The sequence below is a fragment of the Kitasatospora sp. NPDC048545 genome (genome assembly GCF_040651155.1).
Taxonomy (GTDB): domain Bacteria; phylum Actinomycetota; class Actinomycetes; order Streptomycetales; family Streptomycetaceae; genus Kitasatospora.
The window spans coordinates 146,892-167,334 of sequence record NZ_JBEZIQ010000015.1 but is presented as its reverse complement, the minus strand read 5'-3'; the positions used below and the strand labels follow the sequence as shown (position 1 = coordinate 167,334).

Here is a 20,443-nt window from a genome sequence, read left to right as displayed (position 1 = left end):
AGGACGAAGCCGGGTTCACCCGCAGACCGCCCACGGCACGAACGTGGGGACGCCGCGGCATCACCCCGGTCGTGAAGGTCTGCGGCCGGGGCTCCAATCGCGTGCGACCTCTTGACCCCCAGCGGGTGACGGTTCTGGTGAAGTGCCTGGGCGACGGTCCGTGCCCCACCCGACATCCAGCGCAGCGTCGCTCCTCGCCGGCACCCGACGGCCTGGCCGCCTTCACCTCGTCGGCCCCAAGGGCCCGGTTGCGCGTCAGTAACCGGTGCCGCGCTTGGTCTGGGCCCGCTCGACGTCGGTGGTCCCACCCTTGTGGTCCAAGGTGGCACACGCGTCGGCAATGTCCCTGGTCAGGCGCTCGATCTGCTCGCGACTCAAAGTCTCCTTGGCCAGGGCGCGAAGGATCTTCACCCGCTGCGCGTTGGGCGGGAGCGTGTACGCCGGTACCATCCAGCCGCGCTCGGCCGAGAGCTGCCAGGCGATGTCCGACTCGTCGTACGAGTGCTTGCCCGCGAGGCGGAAGGCGACCAGTGGCAGTTGCTCGAGATCGCGGCCGATCACCTCGAAGCGGCCGCTGCCTAGGAGGTTGTCCGCCAGCGCACGGGCGTTCTCCTGCATCGTCTCCATGACATAGGTGTAGCCCTGGCGACCCAGCCGCACGAAGTTGTAGTACTGCGCGAGCACCATCGACGCGCCGGTCGAGAAGTTCAGCGTGAACGTCGCGTCGGTCTTGCCCAAGTAGTTCTCGTAGAACACGAGATCCTTGGCCAGGTCGGACTCCTCGCGGAAGACCAGCCAGCCGATGCCGGGGTAGACCAGGCCGTACTTGTGCCCCGAGACGTTGATCGAACGAACCTGCTCGAGCCGGAAGTCCCACTTCGAGTCGGGGTAGAGGAAGGGCCACACAAAGCCGCCGCTGGCGCCGTCAACGTGGATCGGAATGTCGAGGTCCCGCTTCTTGCGGATCTCCCGCAGAAGCTTGTCGATCCCGACGACGTCGTCCATGTGCCCGGTGAACGTGGTGCCGACAACGGCGACGACGCCGATCGTGTTCTCGTCGAGTTGAGCTTCCACATCCTCCGGGCCGATCGTGTACTTGTCCTCGGCAAGCGGCACGATCCGCGGCTCCACGTCGAAGTAGCGGCAGAACTTCTCCCACACGACATGGACATCACCGCCGAAGACCAGATTCGGCCGGTCGACCGACAGGCCGGCCGCCTGGCGACGCTCCCGCCACTTCCACTTCAGCGACAGCGCACCGAGCATGATCGCCTCGGACGAACCCTGAGTCCGGCACCCCGCAGTTTTCCCCGGCGCGTGGAAGAGGTCGGCGAGCATACGCACGCAACGCTGCTCGATCTCGGCGGAGATGGGGTACTCCGCGTGATCGATGAAATTGCGGTGGAGGTTCTCCGCGATGATCCGCTGCGCCTCCGGCTCCATCCAGGTGGTGACAAACGTCGCGAGGTTGCGCTGCGGGTCGCCCTCCATCGCGAGGTCCTCGCCCACCAGCCTCATGGCGTCTGTTGCGGTCATGCCTTCCTCGGGAAAGGTCTCCGAGGGAGCAGGTGCCGTCAGGAATCGGTTGCCGAACAGGGCCGCTGCCTCACTCTTGCTCATGCCGACGACTCAACCACTCCCCGGACGGGCGCCACAGCAGGACCTGGGGACCGAGCTCGAAGTGCACGCGAACGGCGCATGTTCCCGAATGATCGACTTCCAGCGACGGCGAAAGCAACAGGATCCGGGGCCCCTCCCCGCCCGGGGAACGCACCAGCGGCCGCAAGGCTTTCAGGTGCCGGACCGACTCTTTCTCAGCCACCACCCACTCACCCGATGTTCATACACAGTGCAGGACACAGGCACGTCTTCGCCGTCATTCGCCGTGCTCGCCGCCATCGCACTGCTGGCCGCCACCGGCCGGACCGGCGAGCCGACCCGGCCCACCGAGCACGTTGACGGGAAGTAGCCTGTTGTCATGTACACGTTAGGAGCAATCCGACTCCGGGCTGTCTCGCCCAGGGCTCGCCGATCCAGCGGGCCTGCCCGCCCTACGCACGCGACCAGTCAAAGCCGGCCAAGCTGTCGGCCCCTTGCCGTTGACTGCACGGCCAGCGTGAACACCCCTTGAGCGCGGTTGTATCCGCAGCGGGCGAGTCGATGCCGAGCAAGCGGGCGTCGCGCAGCTGCTGCTCAGTCCGGTGCGGCTGTAAGCAGCCAACTTGAGGAGCGGGGTGCAGCTGAAGCATTCGAACGTACCGTTGGGCCGCGAGCATTCGGGCGGTGACGGCAGCGACCTTTCGGTCCAGGCCATCCGGTGCTTTCACATGCTGGCCTGACGGCCTGAGGGGGCACACCACAGCCTGGTCCGCGCCGGCACGCAACCCTCCGCCAGATACACACCGCCGGGCCGGCCAAGGGGAGCGGGCAACGGGCGGTCCGGAGGTGCTGCCAGGCTTCCGCCATGGCAGCCTGGACATGGAGTCTCCGACCAGGTCGCCCGATTCGGCGACGAGGCTGTTCTCGAAGGAGCCCGAACATGGCCAGCAACGTCAGCGGAACGCCGGCGGGTGCCCAGACTTCCCGAAGGCCGTTCGCAACCGGTTGGACCGTCTTCGCCGCAGTTCTGATGATCTTCGGCGGCGCCATGGCGATATTCGAAGGGATCGCCGCCATCGCCAAGGACGACCTGATCGTCGTCACCCACAACTACGCCTACAAGATGAACACCACCGGCTGGGGCTGGATCCACCTCATCCTGGGCATACTCATCGTTCTGGCCGGCGTGGCCCTCTTCAGTGGTGCCGTCTGGGCACGTGCCGTCGGCGTGGCCGTCGTCGGGCTCGGCATGATCGCCAACTTCCTGTGGCTGCCCTACTACCCGTTCTGGGCCATCGTGCTGATCGCCATCGACATCTTCGTCATCTGGGCCCTCTGCGCCGGAACAACCAGAACATCCTGGAAGGATTGATTCGCCGCCGCCGGCCCGCCACGCGCGAGACCAGCGGCGCGACGTTGACCGGATGTCCCGCTGGGCCTGCTGCTCAGTGAGTTCGGCGTTGGCCTGGTAACGGTCGAAACAGACGGCATCTGCCGCGGGCCTCAGATTCTGTCGGCTACCGAAAAGGCGCTTGCCCTCAAACGGGTGCTCATCGAGAGAACGGAAACAGAGACATGACATCACCCGGCACCGACGAACTGGGACCGGTCGACTACCTCGTCGTCGAGTTCCCGCCGGCCACCTCGCACTTCACCGGCGAGATGGCCACAGAACTCGACAAGCTGGTCACCTCGGGGACCATCCGGGTCCTGGACCTGGTCATCCTGACGAAGCGGGCAGACGGCGAGCTGGACGTAGTGGAGGTCGATGACCTCGACAACGTCGGCGAACTGCGTGCCGCGGAGGCACAGCTGGCCGGCCTGCTCGCCGAAGAGGACGTCATCAACCTGGCCGCCGCCATGGAGCCCGGCACGACAGCCGGGGTGCTGGTCTGGGAGAACACGTGGGCGGCACCCTTCGCCTCCGCCGCACGCCGTGCGGGAGGCCAGCTCATCGCCAACGGACGCATCCCGATCCAGGCCATCCTGGCCTCGATCGAAGCCGACGAAGAAGGAGAGTGAGATGCCACTCGGGCCCATGCGCAGAGGACGACGTGGGGTCATCGGCGCCCCCGTTGCCCGCACAGCGGCTGTCGCAGGCACGGCAGCTGTCGTCGCCCACGGGGTCGGTCGCCGCAGTGACCGGCGCGAGGACCGCCGGGACGACCGTGAAGACCGCCGGGACGACCGCCGGGACCGGCGCTGATCCGAGGCTCACCGTCGGCCCAGGTCACACGAGAAGGGCATGACAGATCTGAGCTGTTCACCATGAGAGGGAAGCGGCCCGTCCGCAAGCAGCCCACCGTCGCATGGCCAGGGGAACACCGTGGGCAGGGACTACGGCGTCGTGTTGGAGCAGTGCGCTGGGGCATGCTGACCGCACTGCTTATCGCGCCCTCCAGCGCACTACCCGTCGCCCTGCACATGGCCGGCGTCACCGCCCACCACCCGGGAGTGGGCGGGTGCGGCAAGCCCAGAACGTTGCCGCCGAACTCGGCTGGCGCGGGAAACCCTCCTCCTGGCACCGACCATCAGCGCACCCACAGTGCACGACTTCAAGGGCCGTAGGCTCCTGCGCACCATGTCCCTCGGCGGCGTCGACGAGTACCGATACGCAGCGTGACCAGCGGCGGATGATTTTGAGTCTGCGGCCGCGCGAGCCCTGACTGCCCCGGATCCGGTTCGTTCAGGGAATGCTCGACGTGTCGGGAGTGCTCACACGGGTGACCGCGAGCGGGTGCCCCACCGTATCCGTGAGTCGAGCGCTCGGCCCCGGGACGACGTTGCGCTGGGCGGGACTCGTCGCCCGGGCGCCGTGGACTGCCCGGGCGCTCCGTCGTCGGCGGCGCCGCGTTCGGCGCGCGCGGGGCGATGTTCCCGAACTCGCCCTCACCGCCGCCTGGCGCCGCTCCCACCAGGCCCTCGCCAGCGGCGGAATGAACCGGCGTCAGCGGGGGCGGAGCGACCGGGTTCGGGCCTGATGCCATACCTCGCCGGTTCCGATGCCGAAGCAGTGACGCGCCGCTTCTGCGGCCACCGCCGATGACTCCCCGCGCCGCACGGAAGCGGCTCCGCCGTCGTTGCGCACCGTTGAGCCGCGCCGGCGGCTCAACGACCTGCCGGATCTCCCCGTCCGAGCGCGACGAAGCGATACCGCCCGGCTCCCCTGCGGACGGACCGCGCGAAACGGATCGAGTGGCTGCGGGACCGTGGAGGCAGCTCACCCCTTCGGGGGGATTTCATCCCGGTATGGTAGTGAATACCTGGAACAGGTGTATCTATGACTACTCGCGGTGCTTTGTTGGCCGGCAGCACACGCGGCTGCGGCCCCGACGGGAGTGGCCATGACGGGTAGGAAAAAGGGCGTGACCGGCGGGAAACCTGATGCTGGGGCATCCACCCGGGGCGCGGCGCCGGTGGCGGCGCAGCCTTTGAGCCGGGCGGATCGGGTGGCACTGGGGAAGGACGCCCGCCGGGCAGCGCCACTGGAGGCGCACGGAGAGTTCCAGCCAGGCAGATCGCGGGATCCGGTCGGGCTGCTGCTGGGCCAGGCGGCGTCGAGGGTGCCGGAACTGGTGCCGGTACGGCACGGGCGCATGCTGGTGTCGCCATTCACGTACTACCGGGGGGCCGCACTGCCGATGGCGGCGGATCTGACGGCCACGCCCACCTCAGGTCTGCGGGTCCAGCTGTGCGGAGACGCGCATCTGTCCAATTTCGGCGCTTTCGCCTCGCCGGAGCGGCGACTGGTCTTCGACGTCAACGACTTCGACGAGACTCTGCCCGGGCCATTCGAGTGGGATATCAAGCGGCTGGCCGCGAGCCTGGCGGTCGCGGGGCGCGACAACGAGTTCTCCGACAAGGCCCGCCGCAAGATCGTCCTGGCGGCGGCCAAGGGCTACCGCAAGGCGATGCGCCGCTTCGCGAAGCAGCCGTTCCTGGACGTCTGGTACGCGCACGTGGACATCGAGGAGGTCATGGAGCAGTTCAGGTCCAAGATGAAGGCGAAGCGGTTCAAGGCGGCCGAGGAGCTGCTGGCCAAGGCCCACACCCGCGACAGCACGCAGGCCCTGGGCAAGCTCACCACCTTGGTCGACGGCCAGCACCAGATCGTCAGCGACCCCCCGGCGATCGTCCCCATCGAGGAGGTTTTCAGCGATGTGCAGGCCGACGCGATCTACGAGCTGATCCGCACCGTGCTGGGCAAGTACCGGCGCACCCTGCAGTCCGACCGGCGACACCTGCTCGATCAGTTCACGCTGGTCCAGGTGGCCCGCAAGGTCGTCGGGGTCGGCAGTGTCGGCACCCGCGCCTGGATCGCGCTGCTGGACGCCGGGGACGGCGTCGAACCGCTGTTCCTGCAAGCCAAGGAGGCCCAGCCCTCCGTCCTGGTGGAGTACGCCAGGCGCAGCCAGTACAGCAACCAGGGCGAGCGCGTCGTCACCGGGCAGCACCTCATGCAGGCCCAGAGCGACATCTTCCTCGGCTGGACCCGCGTCACCGGCGCGGACGGGGTGGACCGCGACTTCTACGTACGCCAGTTGCGGGACTGGAAGTTCTCCGCACCGATCGAGACGATGGTCCCATCGGGCATGGCGCTGTACGGCCGGCTGTGCGGCTGGACCCTGGCCCGAGCGCACGCCCGCTCCGGTGACCGGATCGCGCTGGCCGCCTACCTCGGCGGCTCCGACCGGTTCGACCAAGCCATCGCGGACTTCGCCGAAACCTACGCCGACCAGAACGAGGACGACTTCACAGCCCTGCAGACTGCCGTGAAAGAGGGCCGCGCCAAAGCCACCACCGGGATCTGAAGTCCGTTTCGTCCCATGGTTTCCGTCTGATCCCGGGCCAGGTTCCGCGTCGGCTCGGGCTGGTCTGCCGGTGAACCGGCGGGCCACAAGGCCGGTGAGCGCCACGTGGACCACGGCTCAGTGAGCTGCCCCGACTTTCCTGGAGTCCGCGATCGTGTGATCAAGCGGACCAGGGGAATCAGCTCCTCGTGGCGGAGCCAGCGGGCCGACTCCGGCCGCGTCCTGCGCGCGAAGTACGTCGACGGCGACGGCTCCAGCACACGGCACACGGCACACGGCACACGGGATCGACGCCGAAGCCGTCGCGCAGATGGTCGATCCCCTGCTCGGCCTCGTCCGGGGGCGGTCGATTACCTGGGCAAAAACACGCCGGCCGCCTTGAGGATCTCGTTCGCCCGCTTCAACTCGGCGACATGTTTGCGGAGCTCCTTCAGCCGCCCACCCGGCCAGGACGGTGCCCGAACTGGTCGCCGACGGCCCCTTCCAGGTGTTCACCTGGGACATCACCCAAGCGGCCGGCCCAAGGAAGGGCATCTGGTACCACGCCTACGTCATCATCAACATCTTCAGCCGCTACATCGTCGGCCACGCCGTCGAACTGGCCGAATCAGCCGAACGGGCAGAGGAGTTGATCCGCGAGAGGCACTCGGGCATCGGAGTTCACACGCACGGCACACCGAACGCTTCGGCCGCCGCCCCAGACCACCCGAGATCCCGAAGACAGCGTGGATCAACGACCCCGCCAAGCGCAGGGAACCCGCACCACACACCTCATAGCGTCACAACTGTCCCACTGGACTTGACATATTCCGCAGCACAGGATCTTGCCCACACTGGTCGGGTTCCAGTGGTTCGACGGCGGCGTCTTGCGCTTGCTCGTGTAGCTGTCGCCCTGGTTCCTGTACGCGTGGGTCGCCGGGGTGTCGAAGCCGGCGGCTTCGAGGGCGGCGGCGGTCATCCACTGGCTCTGCCCCTCACGGATGAGCTTGCTCAGGGCCCGCTCGCACCAACCAACAAGGCCTGCGATCTCGCCCAAAGCCGGTTTGGCCCAAAAGGGGAGCGTCGTGCCCGCGACCCCGGTGTCGGGGTCGCGGGCACGAGGGCTCACACGTACGGCGGGTAGGTCGGCTGACCTCCGTCGCCGCCGCCGATGGCGTCCAGGTCCCCGTCGCTGATCTCCTCGTCGACCTCCGTGCCCGCCACGTCGGCGGCGTCCTCGGTGCCGGTGTTCCGGAAGGTGTCGTCCTTCATGGTGGTGAACTCCTCTGGTGGTGTTTCGTGGCTGTGCCTGGCAGTGGTCAACTGACAGCTATGGGAACCTCGTTGTAGCCGATGACCTGGACCTTCGACCCCGAGGCGGCGGTCGGGACGTACGTCAGGAACATCTGCAGCCGGCTGATGGTGAACCGGCTCGCCGTCGCGCCGCCGGGCTTGCCCAACTGCGCGGCGTCGCTGCTCTTCGGGCCCAGCGAGACGGTGCCGTCGGCCTGGACCGGGGTCAGCGTGTCGGTGACGACGTCGGAGGTGAACACGAGCACGCCGCCGTCCTCGGTCCGCAGGGCGTAGGTCTCGGGAAGCGTCCGGGTCAGCACCCGGGACAGGGTCGTGCCGCGACCGCTCAGAGCCTTCGTGCCGGCGGCGAACCCGTTGGAGAGGTTGTCGTCCAGCGGGGCGCTGTAGGAGAACTTGTCCTTGCCGGCGAGGTTCTGCTGGTAGTGGGCGAGGATCTCGGCCGCCAGGGAGTCCGGGGACGTCAGCAGACCGTCCGGGCTCGCGACGGCGGTGGCAGTACCCGCAGCGTCGACGGCGACCTTCGGCACCGGCCCGCTGGCCGTGAGCGAGTACGCGGCCAGGTAGGGCGCTCCGGGCCCCGCCTGCACGAAGACGCGGTACGTCGGGCCGGGGAAGGGCATGCCTCCCTGTGCCCGGCTGGACACGGCCAGGAACCAGTGGGGGTAGGCCGAGCCCGCCGTGGCGTGGATGGTGACGCCCTGGTCGCTGATCGGGGCGACCGTCTGGTTCAGTTCCTTGCTGATGCGCATCCACGCGGCGTCCGCGGTGAGCAGCGGCTCGGTCTCGATGCCGGGCAGGCCCGTGCTGTCGAGGGCCCCGTTCACCCGGTTGTTCGCGTCGTCGTAGCGGCTGACCGCGGCCGACGCGTCCGCCTGGGAGATGACCGCCTCCGGCGCCGACGCCTGGGCGCCGGTGTCGCCGCTGCGCACCGAACCGCAGCCGGCCGTACCGCCGAGCCCCAGCAGGATGGTTGCCGCGGCGGCCTGCAGACGGAGTCTTCTCCTCCTGCGATTCATGTCATCGCTCCTTCTGATTCGTGCATCTGCCTGCGCACCAACTGGTGGAAGAGGCTCGTGGGGTCGCCGAGCAGGTCGGAGGGAGGTCCGCATTCGGCGACCCGGCCCTCGGCGAGGACGACGACCTTGTCGGCGTCGAGGACGGTGGAGAGCCGGTGCGCGATGACGACCCGGGTCGCGTTCAGGCGCTGGGTGCTCTCCGTGACGATCCGTTGGGTCTCGTTGTCCAACGCGCTGGTGGCCTCGTCGAAGAACAGGATCCTGGGGCGGCGGATCAGGGCATGCGCGATGGCGAGGCGCTGCCGCTGGCCGCCGGAGAAGGTGCCGCTGTCGCTCACCAGCGTGTGCATCCCCATGGGCATGGCGCGGATGTCCGCAGCGATGCCCGCCAGTTCGGCGGCGGCCCACGCGTCGTCGTGGCTGTAGTTGAGGGTGCCGGTGATGGCCTGGAAGACGGTGCCGGCGAACGGCTTCGTCTGCTGCAGGACGACGCCGCACTGCCGGCGCACCGCGGCGCTGTCCAGGGTGGCCAGGTCCTGACCGTCGTACAGGACGTTGCCGCTGGAAGGGTGTTCGAAGCCCAGCAGCAGTCGCAGCAGGGTGGACTTGCCACATCCGCTGGGGCCGACGATCGCCACGAACTCGCCCGGCCGCATGCTCAGGGACACGTTTTCGAGGACCGGTGGGCTGTTCTCGTCGTAGCGGAACGTCACCCGGTTCACCTCGATCTCCCCCGTCAGTTCGCCGGGAACCGTGTGCGCTTCCGAGGCCTCCGGCAGCTCGGCGAGCAGCGGCTTCATGCGTTTGAACATGGGGATCACGGCGAAGGCCGAGGAAAGGGAGTTGGTCACCTGGATCACGGCCGCGAGGACGATGCCCAGGACCGCGTTGAACGACAGGAACCGGGTCATCGACAGCGTTCCGCGGGCCGGCCCGCTGATGACCGCGAAGGTGAGCAGCACGCAGATGAGCGGGTAGACGGCGTTGAACGTGGCAGCCGCGTTCTGGTACCTGCCGATGCGCTTCTGGAGCTCCTTCTGCTGCGCGAACTCGTTGGCCCAGGCCGCGAAGGCGCGGTTCTCGGCGCCCGCCACCCGCAGCTTGGGGAGCCCCCGCAGCCTCTGGTACACCCGGTTCGCGAGCTTGTGCTCCAGGTCCAGCGACTGGGTCTGCCACGTCATCTGCCGCGCGCCCAGCACGAGGAAGAACACCACGCCGACCAGCACGTACAGCCCGGTCAGCAGGGCCAGCGGCACGCTGAACCAGAACATCACGGCGAAGTTCACCACCGCGACCACGCTGGAGTAGAGCACCACGTAGCTCACGTTCATCAGCACCGTGCGGATGTTCTTCACCCCCAGTGCCGCACTGGCCAGTTCACCCGTGGAGTAGCGGCGGAAGAACGGTGCCGGCAGGCGCAGCAGCCGGTCCCAGACGGCGGCCTGCAGGGTGGCCTCGAAGCGACCCCCGACACGCAGCAGCGCCAGGTTCTCCAGCACCGCGAAGACTGCCGACGCGAGGGCGGCCACCAGGGTCAGGACGCACACCTGCACGATGAGGTTCGTCTCGGCGTACGGGACGAACGTGCCCAGGATCAGCCCGGTACTGATGGGCACCGTGGTGCCCACGGCCACCGCGACCAGGGTGAAGGCGATCAGGTTGCGGATGTCCCGTCCGCTGCCCTTCAGGCCGAACAGGATCAGCCGTCCCGTGCCGATCGGCCGCTCCGGCAGGGGCGGGTAGAACAGCACCCCCGTGTCGTCGAATTCCCCCGCCGTCCGCTCGCGCACCGGGCTCTGCTCGCCGGCGACGGGGTCCCAGGCCACGTACCGTCCGCGCCGCCAGACGAAGGCCACCGGCTCTCCGGAGTCGGAGCGGCGCCCGACGAACGGCCCGATGTTGGTGCGCCACCAGCGCGCGTCCAGGTCCACCGCGCGGATGCGGAAGCGCGAGCGCACCGCGATCGCCTCGATCGGGCCCATCTTGCCGCCGGCTGCGGAGCCGCGCGCCGGCAGGATGGAGATGCCCAGTTCGTCGGCCACGATCCGGCAGGCCGCCTCGGTGGCGTCCTCGCTGTGGACGGGGCCGCTGCGTGAGACGTGCTCGGCCGGCTGGAGCACCGCCTGGAGGACCCGGTTGGCCTTGTCGGTGAGCGCGTCCTCCATCTCGCGCACGGCCCGGATCCGGGACTCGACCTGCTCCCCCTCGGCGGCGATGACCCGGTCGGCCATCCGCAGCAGGCGCCCGTTCACCTCGGCCAGGCGGTCCCGCCACCGGCCGTCGGCCAGCAGGTCACCGGTCGAGCAGGTGGTGAACGAGGCCGTGGGGTCGCCCTGGACGGTGCTGCCCTCGGTGACCACGAAGGTGTCGCCGCGGGAGAGCCACTCGCCACTGTCGGGCGTTCCGACCCGCAGTCGACCGGCGAGGACCTCGATCCAGACCAGTCCCCCGGTCGCCCGCCCGGATTCCCCTTCCGCCAGTTCGCCCCGGCCACCGGCGCTCAGGAGCACGTGCTCACGGGAGCCCGGCTGCTCGGCGACGAAGCCGAGGAGGCCGTCGAGCCCGGCGTCGATCCCCCGGGCGAGGGCCGCACACCGATCGGAGGACTCGCCGGTGTCCCCGGAGCCGGCGTCCCCGGAGCCGGTGTCGGCGAGCAGGAGTCCTGCCAGGTCCGCCGCGTCCACGCGCAGGACGCGGGCGCCGAGGACGGCTCGCAGGACCGGCACGCCGACGGGGCCGGACGGGGGCGCGGCGAGGACGGCACCCGGTGTGAAGCGGTTGACGTAGTGCCACGGGCCGCCCTCGGCAGCCTCCATGACGAACAGGTCGACGGCTCCATCGGTCACCACCCACAGCGCGTCCGCACCCGTCAGCCGGACGGGTCCCTCGCCGAAGTCGACCTCGGTCCCGATCCCGGCCGGCGGTCGCCAGGCCGCCGTGGCCACGGCCTCGGGCCCGGAGGATGTCGTGCTCATGCGTCAGTGCTCCCTGATGAGCTGGGCGTAGGCGCCGCCGGCCGCGGACAGGCCCTCGTGCGTCCCCCGCTCGACCACGTCGCCCCGGCTCAGCACGACGATCTCGTCGCTGTCGCGGATGGTGCTCAGCCGGTGGGCCACGACGACCGTGGCGCAGCCGTGGCGGCGGATGTTGTTCATGATCAGGAGTTCCGTCTCGGCGTCCAGGGCACTGGTCGCCTCGTCCAGGACGAGCAGGCGCGGGTTGCGGACGAGCGCCCGGGCGATCTCCAGCCGCTGGCGCTGTCCGCCCGAGAAGTTGCGGCCGTCCTCCTCCACCTGGGCGTAGATGCCGCCCGGACGCGAGGACACCACGTCGTACACCGCGGCGTCGCGGAGCGCGGCGATGACCTGGTCGTCGGAGATGGAGGTGTCCCAGAGCGTGATGTTGTCCCGCACCGTCCCCTCGAACAGGAAGACGTCCTGGTCGACGAAGCCCACCGAGGCGCTGAGCACTTCCGGCGCGATGCCCTCGCGCGGGAGGCCGTCGATGTCCACCGAGCCCTCCCAGGGCCGGTAGAGGCCCGAGATCAGGCGCACCGCGGTGGACTTGCCGCTCCCCGAGCCGCCGACCAGCGCGACCTGCCGGCCGGGGCCCACCGAGAAGGAGAACTCGCTGACCAGCGGAGCGTCCAGCGGGTTGTAGCCGAAGGTGACCCGGTCAAAGGTCAGGTTGCCGGCGAGCCGCCCGGGCGGGGCGTCGGACGCGTCCGCGCGTGATTCCGGCCGGTAGTTCTCCACGTCGCGCAGTCGGGTCACCTGAACGGCGAAGTCCTGGACCCGCTGGGCCACCGCGATCAGCTGCGCGATGGGGCTGACGAAGGCCGACACCAGGGCCTGGAAGGCGACGAGCAGACCGACCGTCAGGTCTCCCTTCACCGCCTCCAAGCCGCCGATCAGCAGCAACAGCGAGGTGGTGACGGAGGCCAGGGTGGGTGCGACCACCGCCATGACGGCACTCGGCACGCCGATCTTCTGCTGCCCGGTGACGACGGCGGACTGTTCCTTGGCCCAGCGCCGGAAGAAGGTGTTCTCGCCGCCGGTGGCCTTCATCGTCTCGATGAGCTGCAGGCCGCTGTACGAGGTGTTCAGCAGCTGTGCCTCGTCCGTGGCCAGCCGGCTGACCCCGCCGGCCCTGATCCGGGCCACCGTGCGCAGGGCCACGATGTTGAGCAGGGACAGCGACACGCTCAGCACCGTCAGCCAGGGGTCGTAGGCCCACAGCAGGCAGGCGTACAGCACGACGACCAGCGCGTTGACCAGGGTGCTCGACAGGTCGTTGGACAGGGTCACGGCGACCTGGTCGTTGGACTGCACGCGGCTGCTGATGTCCGCCGGACTTCGCTGGACGAAGAAATTGATGGGCAGTCTGAACACGTGGCGCAGGAAGCGGCTGCTGTTGATCGTCGCGTTGGAGATGCGCAGCCGCAGCAGGAAGGCCTGGCGCAGGAAGGTGAGCACGCCCGTCACCATGACGGTCGCGCCCATCAGGCCGAAGAACGACATCAGGAACGAGCGGTCGCCGCCCAGCAGGATGGAGTTGACGAACGCCCGGGTGAGGGCGGGGTACGCCACCCCGACCACCGCGAGCAGCACGCTGACGTACGTGCTCAGGGCGAGCAGGCCCCAACTCCCCTGCAGCCGGGTCGGCATGCTCGCGAGGACGCCGGGACGCCGGCCGCCGGGGCGGAACTCCTCGCCCGGCGACATGGTGAGCACCACGCCGGTGAAGCTCTCGTCGAAGTCCGCGAGGTTGACGACCCGCGGCCCGCTGCCGGGGTCGTTGAGGTAGACGACGTCCTTGCCCAGGCGCCGGCCGAACCCGTTGAGAACCACGAAGTGGTTGAACTCCCAGAACAGGATCGCCGGGGGCGCCAGCTTCGACAGCGCCTCGGTGTCCATCCGTCGTCCGGTCGCCGTCAGGCCGTAACGCCGGGCCGCCTTGAGGACGTTCGAGGCCTTCGAGCCGTCCCGCGAGACCCCGCAGGCGACCCGCAGCTCCTCCAGCGGCACGTAGCGCTTGTAGTGGGCGAGGATCATGGCGAGGCTGGCGGCCCCGCACTCCAGTGCTTCCATCTGGAAGATCACCGGTGGCTTGACCCGGCGGGCCGGGCGGCGCCTCGGCCAGGCCCGCTCCTTCGGAGTTCCGCCGGTGGTGGTGAGTACGGACATCTACGACAACACCCAGCCAATCGGTCTGACCGATGGCAAGTGCACGGAAGCGCTCACCAGCGTGCGGGAATCAATCAGGTACGGCGGGCCGGTTCGGGTGGACCACCGGAACCCACTCGTCGTGCCCGGTTCTGTCAGCAACCTCACGACCACTTGCATCGGTTGGCCCTGGCCGGAGAACTGGCCGGCCAGTTGGGCATCGCCGAGGAAGCTCGCGATCTGCTTCTGGGTCTGGGAGAACTGGCTGACCGACTGGACGACGCCGCGCAGCACCCCGTACTCCTGGGCCGGAGCGGACCGCAGGTCGAGGTCCACGGTGCTGCCCTGCGTGATGAGCCCGGCGCTGCTCGTCGGCGCGTACAGCACCGCGATCAACGGATCGGACGGCCCGCTGACGCGCTCGACCACGGCGAGGTTCGTGCCCGCCGTGACCACCTGGCCGACCTGCGCCAGGATCGCCGTGGTGCGTCCGCCGCTGAAGGCGCGGACGGTCTGCTGGGTCGAGTCGACCTGGACGGTGAACAGCGGAGCCTGCGCCGGGAAGGTCGTGCCCTGCTGGGCGAAGACCCCGGTGATCTGCCCGGAGACAGGGCTGTCCAGGGTGTAGCTGCCCTGACCGTAGGTGAGGATGCCGGGCACGGTGACCTGGCGCGGTATCGCCCCGGTGAACGCCCACAGCGAGCCGAAGGCGACGAGCACCGTGACCATGAGCAGCGCGACCAGGCTGCGCGGCTTGGCCAGCGTGGCCGCTGTCCCGAGGTCGGTGGTGGACTCGAGCTTGGCGAGTGCCTGCTCACGGAACTGCACGGTTGGGCTTCCTTCCTGCGGTTGAGGCGCTGCTCGCCGGTCAGACGGCCTGGAGGGTGCCGGCCGCCGAGTACGCCTCGCCCAGCGCCTTCTCCGCGCGCAGGAGCGCCCGGACCACATCACCGACCGTGGAGTTCAGGTCGCCGCGCACCGGGAGGCCCGGACGGATCAGCCGCAGCTGGGCCCCCACGTCCTCGCGGCGCACGTAGCCGGGCTCGGTGCCGACGGCGATGGGCTTGAACGTCGCGGCGGCGACACCGAGTTCGTAGAGCGCGATCGGCTGCTCAGGCGCCTTCTCGTTGCCCCGGGGGAACCAGAAGAGGACCACGTCACAGGCTCGGAGGGCGTCGTGCTCCCAGCGCACCAGCTCCTGGCTGAACGCGCGGCCGGAGACGACCCGGCTGGGGCTGAACACCGTGACGGGGCGGTCGGCCCCCGCCCGGTGCCACTGGTCGGCGAGCGACTCGATCGCCCATTGCCGCCAGTCCGGGCAGTTGCGCATGCCGCCGGCCAGGAACACCGTCAGCGCCTCGGGTGCGGAGGGGACTTCCTCCAGCGATCCCACAACCCGCAGAGTCGATCCGTTCACGGCACAATCTCCTCTACGGGACGGAAGGGCTCTGTGCCACCGGGCCGACGTACGCCGGGCTTCGGACGCCGGACCTCAGGTAACCGGTGCCCTCCACCGCGCCGGGGGCGACGTCGAGCCGCTGGACGACGGGGTTGCGCTTGCCCCGGCCGCTGAGGACGAAGCTGCCCGTCGCGGCCAGCCGGAGGCGGAAGCCCTGGCCCTCGCGGAAGTACGCGACAAGGTCACGGTTGAGGTGCTCGACGCACCTGCGGGCCTCCTCGCTCGCCTCCGCCACGATGAGCTGCAGGATTCCGGGGCTCTCCTGGAGGACCTGGAAGTCCGCCAGTCCCGCGTTGGACAGTGCGGCCAGCAGGGCGTAGGGGGAGTAGACGAGGCCGTCGGCGCCCACCAGCGTCGCCTTCGACCGGCCGACCAGTGAGCCGACCGCGGTGCCGGGCAGCCCGCACCCGCAGGCCGTCGCCGGGGAGCACAGATCGCCCGTGACGTAGCGGATCACCGGCATCGCCCGGGTGAGGAGCCCGGTCAGGACGATGCTCCTCAGCGTCTCGTCACCCTCGTAGGGCAAAAGTTCCGGGGTGACGAAGTCGTCCTGGAAGTGCAGGTTCCCCTGGCGGCACTCCCAGGCGGCGGACCCGGTCTCGGAGGTCGCGTAGACCATCGTGACCGGGCGCTGGAAGGCCTCCTCGACCATCCGGCGGCCTTCCTCGACCAGGTGCTCGTAGGAGGCCACCACGGCCCTGGGCCGCAGGTGGATTCCCCGGTCCAGGCAGTACCGCGCCAGGCCGACCAGCCGGCTCGACGTGCCGATGATCCGGTCGACGGGGAAGGCCCCGACGACGGAGGCGTAGGTCTCCACGATGGAGGGGGAGGACGGATCGAAGCCCCGCAGGTTGCACCGCACGTACGGGCGGGGCAGGAAGCCGGCCTCGACCAGCGGGGTTCCCTCGTAGTGGAGCCCCAGGTTCAGTTCGGTTCCGGTGTCGGGTAGGTCGAGGTGGCGGCAGAGCCGCTCGGCGATCACCAGGCTGGACAGTCCGCCGGTCTCCGCGGTCGTCAGCAGCCGCACCGGCTGGCCGGTGCTGCCGCTGGTCTCGTGGATGAAGTAGTGGCCCGGTTCCATCCGGCCGGTCTCGTCCCTGCTGATCAGGTCGATGAACCGGTCGCGCAGATCCGCTTTCAGGGTCAGCGGGAAATCCGCGAGCACAGGCTTCGCGTGGTCCTGCAATGACTGGTAGCGGGGCACCCGGTCCCGGGCGTGGGCCAGGATTGCGGAAAGGCGGTCGGCGGCCGTCGCGCTGTCGAATTCGACGAGCTTCTCGATTTCCACCCGCTTCTCCGCGTAACGGGCCGACCGGAGAAAGCGGTTCAGCTTCTCGCCGATTTCCGCCACCGCGATTTTCGGGTCGGACAAATGATTCTGCATCACGGGCACCCCCTTCTCGCCGGTTGCCGAGGACTTCGCCTGCCGCGGGCCGCGTTCCGGTCGGGATCCCGGAACGCGGCGACGGCTGATCATCCGTCACACACCTGATGAGCAATGGCCGTTCCGGCGAAGCTCCGGTCGACCGAGACTGCAGACGGGAGTGTCAGATCAGGTAGCGGTGCGACTCGCCGCCGGCGATGCCCTCCAGGTCCTCGTCCCGGAACTCGTCGTTCTCGTTGACCTCGACCTGCGGGTTCTGCTTCTCGTTCTCGCCCATGGGAAATCCTCCTGCTCGTTGTCGACACCGAGAAAATATTCGGACGGAACACCCGGCTCCGCTCGGTGGTGATGCAGACGCTATTTCCGGGTGCCGCCGGCCGGCAAGCCTTCCACGGAATTGCCACCAAGGCGCGCAGGGAAGCGCTCCACCGTGACAGCGATCCGTGTCATCGACCGCGATCCACCGGCGTCCGGCGGTGTTCCGGCAGGCCGAGATGGCCCCGAAGCGTGCCGGACTCGTACTCCGCGGGGAGGACTCCGCGGGACTGGAGCTCGGGCACCACGTGCTCCACGAACTCGTCCAGCCCGCCGGGTGCCTGCTCGGGGACGATGATGTAACCGTCGCAGCCGCCGGCTTCGACGTAGTCGATCATCTCGGTCGCAATGTCGGACGGGGTGCCCGCCAACGCTTTCGTGTGCGTGACCAGCGCGACGAGCTGCCGGATCGACAGCTTCCTGGACTCCGCGACCTGCCGCAGGAACGCCACCCGGTCCGCTCGCCGCCGTGCGTCCATGCCGGTCGGTCTTCCGGTGATGAACGCCCCGCCGTCCGGGTCCGGGGCGATGTCGGGCAACGGGCCTTCCGGATCGTAGGCGGACAGGTCACACCCCCAGAGCCCCTCCAGATAGTAGATCGCCATCTGCGGCGTCACGATGTCCAGCCGTCTCGCTCGCGCCAGCTCCTCGGCGTCCGCCCGTGACTGCCCGACCACGTAGGTGATTGCCGGCATGATCCTCAACTGCCCCGGGTCACGGCCGTGGCGCTCCAGCCTGCCCTTGACGTCGGCGTAGAACTCGCAGCCCGCGCGGCCCCTCTTCCTGCTGTAGATGACCTCCGCGTGGGCGGCGGCGAACTCCCTCCCCTGCTCCGAGTCCCCCGCCTGCATCAGGACCGGCTCGACGCCGCCGTACGCGGTGGCGGCGGGCCCCTCGGCGTGGAAGTGGCGTCCCTCGTGGGCCAGCGGCCCGCCACCCCCGGGCACGCCGGCGTTCCAGATCGAGCGGCACAACTCGACGAACTCCGCGGCCCGCTCGTAGCGTTGGGCGTGCGGGAGGAAGCCGCCGCGCCGAAAGTTCTCGCCGACCCAGGCGTCCGGCGTCGTCACGGCGTTCCATCCCAGCCTCCCGTCCGAGAGGTGGTTGATGGTGGCGAGCTGACGGGCCAGGTCGTAGGGCTCGTTGAAGGTGGTGTTGACGGTGGCCACCAGACCCAGCTTCTCCGTGACGGCCGCAACGGCGGAGACGATCGTCAGCAGATCGTGCCGGCCGGCCACCCCGATCTCGGTCACCTCGCCGTTCCGCTCGGGCATGCGGAGGTCGTCGGCGAGCAGCAGGTAGTCGAACCGGCCGCGCTCGGCAGTCCGGGCCAACCGGGCGATCGCGTCGAAGTCGATCTGGCTGCCCTGTCGGCCGCCCTTCCACACCGTCGTGGTGGGGTTGACCGGGAAGAGAACGCCCAGGTGGAGTCGGCGCCGTCCAAGGTTCACTGCGGGCTTCCTAGGGTGTTGACGGGCCCGGCGAATCCGGCCGCTCCGTGGTCGGGGGCGGATCGCGCGGACGGAGTGGCGGGATCCCCTCAAGGGACCATGCTGTTGGGCGCCTGGTGCGGCAGCCCCAGGCGCTCGCGGAAACTGCGGCAGCCCTCGCCCCAGGGGGAGACGAGCCGACGCCTGCGCAGTTCGGGGACGGCTTCGTCCACGAAGCGGGCCAGTTCCGTGCCCACCTCGGCGAACACGAGACGGAACCCGTCCACCAGACCCGTCTGCGCGCGCAGTCGGAGGAAGTCCGCGAACTCGCGGACGCCCCCGGTCTCGACCGCGCCGCCGGTCCCCCACGCCCACTGGCCGGCCGGCAGCCCGCGGCAGTCCACGAAGAGGTCCGCGATCGTCCTGGTTCCGCTCCCGAGCCGCGGACGAGCGCCGACGACCCGTTCGAGGCGGCCGAAGACCAGGTCCGCGCGGGCCGCGAGCGGCAGATCCTCCTCCCGGGTGATCCGCACGGCCGTCACCGGATGCCCTTGAGGCGGGCGCGGGACGATCCCGGGGCCCTTCACCCGGAAGTAGCGGCCCTCGTGGTTCACGGCGCGGATCCTGGTGCGGTCCAGGAACCGTCCGGTGGTGGCGTCGCGGATCTCCGCACCGTCCTCCCAGCTGTCCCAGAGCAGCGAGACCACCTCGACGAACTCGGCGGCCTCCTCGTACAGGTCGGAGAGGTCTCGGGCAGCGCGCTCCCCGAAGAGCCGGGCTTCCTCGGCGCTCCTGGACACCCGCACGCACCAGCCGGCCCGTCCGGCGCTGACGTGGTCCAGCGTCGCCAGGGCCTTCGACACGTGGAAGGGTTCGAGATGGGTCACGGTCGCCGTGGCGATGAGCCCGATCGAGGTGGTCTGCGGGGCGACGTGGGCGAGGGCGGCCACCGGGTTCAACCGGCTCTGGGCGATCCGCTGCCGGGCGGGCACGGAGTCCGCCGGGGACGTGAGGGCCTCGTCCAGCGTCACGAAGACCAACGATCCCCGCTCGGCCAGTTTCGCGGCACGTGCGCAGCCGGACGCCGCGGGCCGCGCGGATTCCGGTTCGCCGATCTCCACACCCAGGAACACGGGCAACTCCAAGTTCACGTATTTCCGCCGACGAACCGGGCGGCGCTCGCACGATTGAAACGGGACGCGGAGTGAAAACCCGGGCGGTCCGTCTTTTTGCGCCACCCTAGTGCGACCGTCCGAGCGGCCACAAGAAATCGGGCCGGCAGCACGGATTCATGAAGGAAATCCCCCGGGGATTGCATCGATCGATGCCAACGAGGTCTCCCCGGCCAGCCCGGTCGCCACCTCGTCCGGGTGTCCGGACCACCAGGAGAGCCAGCAGGCCGTCCATGACGAACAGGTGGTCCCGGGTGCGGTCCTGGCGTCCGTAGTGCCGCTCCAGGTGGCCCAGGTCGCAGGCGCGCTCCCACCGGAGGAACTCCGCCGCCTCGGCCGACTGCCGCTCGGACAGCGGTGACACGGCGCGGTATCCGGCGACGAAGGCCGCCGCCTGCGCGGTGGCGAGCCCCCTGCGATTACGGGCGGGGAAGAGCAGCATCAGCGACCGCACCACCTCCCGGGCGTAGGGCCGGACGGTGAGTGCGTCGAAGTCCAGGACGGCGGCGATCCGGCCGACGGTCTCGACCTGCCGGCATCGGTTCGTCAGTCCCACCGTGACGGGACGCACCGCGAGGACGCCGCTCAGGCCGAGCCGGCGCAGCACCGCGTCCGGCAGCAGCACGTCCGGCAGGGGCGCCTCCGGAAGCGGCGCGGGCATCGCCTGCTCCAGAACTCGTCGGGTCGGTGCCGGAAATGATTCCGGGGTGGTCATTCTCCGGGGCCCGCCGGGCGGAGGTCCAGAAAGGCAGTGGGATCGGAAAACGGCGGCGGCACGATTCGGTGGAACGGTCCGGAT

At 69.5% G+C, this 20,443-nt stretch carries 14 protein-coding genes and 1 pseudogene; 4 read left to right on the top strand and 11 right to left on the bottom strand.

Annotated elements, in window-relative coordinates; genetic code table 11:
* Positions 1-255 precede the first annotated feature (255 nt).
* Entirely contained in the window at positions 256-1,620 is a 1,365-nt protein-coding gene (locus tag AB0D10_RS17065) for a glutamate decarboxylase (protein ID WP_360256671.1), read from the bottom strand.
* Between the two features lie 919 nt (positions 1,621-2,539).
* Here AB0D10_RS17065 and AB0D10_RS17060 point away from each other — a divergent pair.
* The 4 genes and pseudogenes from AB0D10_RS17060 to AB0D10_RS17045 all read left to right on the top strand — a co-directional run.
* Positions 2,540-2,971 (top strand): hypothetical protein, encoded by a 432-nt coding sequence (locus AB0D10_RS17060; protein ID WP_360256669.1) that lies wholly within the window; start codon positions 2,540-2,542, stop codon positions 2,969-2,971.
* Between the two features lie 203 nt (positions 2,972-3,174).
* Complete coding sequence (locus AB0D10_RS17055) at positions 3,175-3,621, top strand: DUF6325 family protein (RefSeq protein ID WP_360256667.1); 447 nt, start codon at positions 3,175-3,177, stop codon at positions 3,619-3,621.
* Between the two features lie 1,343 nt (positions 3,622-4,964).
* On the top strand, positions 4,965-6,410 hold the full coding sequence (locus tag AB0D10_RS17050) for a DUF2252 domain-containing protein (protein ID WP_360256665.1): 1,446 nt from the start codon (positions 4,965-4,967) through the stop codon (positions 6,408-6,410).
* A 433-nt stretch (positions 6,411-6,843) separates the two neighbouring features.
* Positions 6,844-6,996 (top strand): annotated as a pseudogene (locus AB0D10_RS17045) (IS3 family transposase); the annotation flags it as partial.
* A gap of 518 nt (positions 6,997-7,514) precedes the next feature.
* Here AB0D10_RS17045 and AB0D10_RS17040 read toward each other — a convergent pair.
* From AB0D10_RS17040 to AB0D10_RS16995, 10 genes are all read right to left on the bottom strand, one after another.
* Complete coding sequence (locus AB0D10_RS17040) at positions 7,515-7,661, bottom strand: hypothetical protein (protein ID WP_360256662.1); 147 nt, start codon at positions 7,659-7,661, stop codon at positions 7,515-7,517.
* 47 nt (positions 7,662-7,708) lie between these two features.
* Entirely contained in the window at positions 7,709-8,719 is a 1,011-nt protein-coding gene (locus tag AB0D10_RS17035; RefSeq protein ID WP_360256659.1) for a hypothetical protein, read from the bottom strand.
* Complete coding sequence (locus AB0D10_RS17030; protein WP_360256656.1) at positions 8,716-11,694, bottom strand: NHLP bacteriocin export ABC transporter permease/ATPase subunit; 2,979 nt, start codon at positions 11,692-11,694, stop codon at positions 8,716-8,718. Before AB0D10_RS17030 ends, AB0D10_RS17035 begins: the two co-directional genes overlap by 4 nt.
* A 3-nt stretch (positions 11,695-11,697) precedes the next feature.
* Complete coding sequence (locus AB0D10_RS17025; RefSeq protein ID WP_360256654.1) at positions 11,698-13,905, bottom strand: NHLP family bacteriocin export ABC transporter peptidase/permease/ATPase subunit; 2,208 nt, start codon at positions 13,903-13,905, stop codon at positions 11,698-11,700.
* Complete coding sequence (locus AB0D10_RS17020; RefSeq protein WP_360256652.1) at positions 13,906-14,712, bottom strand: HlyD family efflux transporter periplasmic adaptor subunit; 807 nt, start codon at positions 14,710-14,712, stop codon at positions 13,906-13,908.
* 40 nt (positions 14,713-14,752) lie between these two features.
* The gene (locus AB0D10_RS17015; RefSeq protein WP_360256650.1) at positions 14,753-15,301 is read right to left on the bottom strand and encodes a nucleoside 2-deoxyribosyltransferase domain-containing protein; all 549 of its coding nucleotides are present in this window, start codon (positions 15,299-15,301) and stop codon (positions 14,753-14,755) included.
* 13 nt (positions 15,302-15,314) lie between these two features.
* Positions 15,315-16,727 (bottom strand): hypothetical protein, encoded by a 1,413-nt coding sequence (locus AB0D10_RS17010; RefSeq protein WP_360256648.1) that lies wholly within the window; start codon positions 16,725-16,727, stop codon positions 15,315-15,317.
* Positions 16,728-17,173: 446 nt separating this feature from the next.
* Entirely contained in the window at positions 17,174-18,493 is a 1,320-nt protein-coding gene (locus AB0D10_RS17005) for an LLM class flavin-dependent oxidoreductase (protein WP_360256646.1), read from the bottom strand.
* Between the two features lie 89 nt (positions 18,494-18,582).
* A complete protein-coding gene (locus AB0D10_RS17000) occupies positions 18,583-19,593 on the bottom strand; it encodes an LLM class flavin-dependent oxidoreductase (protein ID WP_360256675.1) in 1,011 nt (336 codons plus the stop codon).
* A 118-nt stretch (positions 19,594-19,711) separates the two neighbouring features.
* The gene (locus AB0D10_RS16995; protein WP_360256644.1) at positions 19,712-20,305 is read right to left on the bottom strand and encodes a hypothetical protein; all 594 of its coding nucleotides are present in this window, start codon (positions 20,303-20,305) and stop codon (positions 19,712-19,714) included.
* Positions 20,306-20,443: the final 138 nt, after the last annotated feature.

What these genes read in the sequence shown, in the direction of transcription:
- AB0D10_RS17060 (WP_360256669.1), top strand. Translation starts at nt 2,540, where the DNA reads ATGGCCAGCAACGTCAGCGGAACGCCGGCGGGTGCCCAGACTTCCCGA.
- AB0D10_RS17030 (WP_360256656.1), bottom strand. Translation starts at nt 11,694, where the DNA reads ATGAGCACGACATCCTCCGGGCCCGAGGCCGTGGCCACGGCGGCCTGG.
- AB0D10_RS17025 (WP_360256654.1), bottom strand. Translation starts at nt 13,905, where the DNA reads ATGTCCGTACTCACCACCACCGGCGGAACTCCGAAGGAGCGGGCCTGG.
- AB0D10_RS17065 (WP_360256671.1), bottom strand. Translation starts at nt 1,620, where the DNA reads ATGAGCAAGAGTGAGGCAGCGGCCCTGTTCGGCAACCGATTCCTGACG.
- AB0D10_RS16995 (WP_360256644.1), bottom strand. Translation starts at nt 20,305, where the DNA reads ATGCCCGCGCCGCTTCCGGAGGCGCCCCTGCCGGACGTGCTGCTGCCG.
- AB0D10_RS17055 (WP_360256667.1), top strand. Translation starts at nt 3,175, where the DNA reads ATGACATCACCCGGCACCGACGAACTGGGACCGGTCGACTACCTCGTC.
- AB0D10_RS17035 (WP_360256659.1), bottom strand. Translation starts at nt 8,719, where the DNA reads ATGAATCGCAGGAGGAGAAGACTCCGTCTGCAGGCCGCCGCGGCAACC.
- AB0D10_RS17040 (WP_360256662.1), bottom strand. Translation starts at nt 7,661, where the DNA reads ATGAAGGACGACACCTTCCGGAACACCGGCACCGAGGACGCCGCCGAC.
- AB0D10_RS17010 (WP_360256648.1), bottom strand. Translation starts at nt 16,727, where the DNA reads ATGCAGAATCATTTGTCCGACCCGAAAATCGCGGTGGCGGAAATCGGC.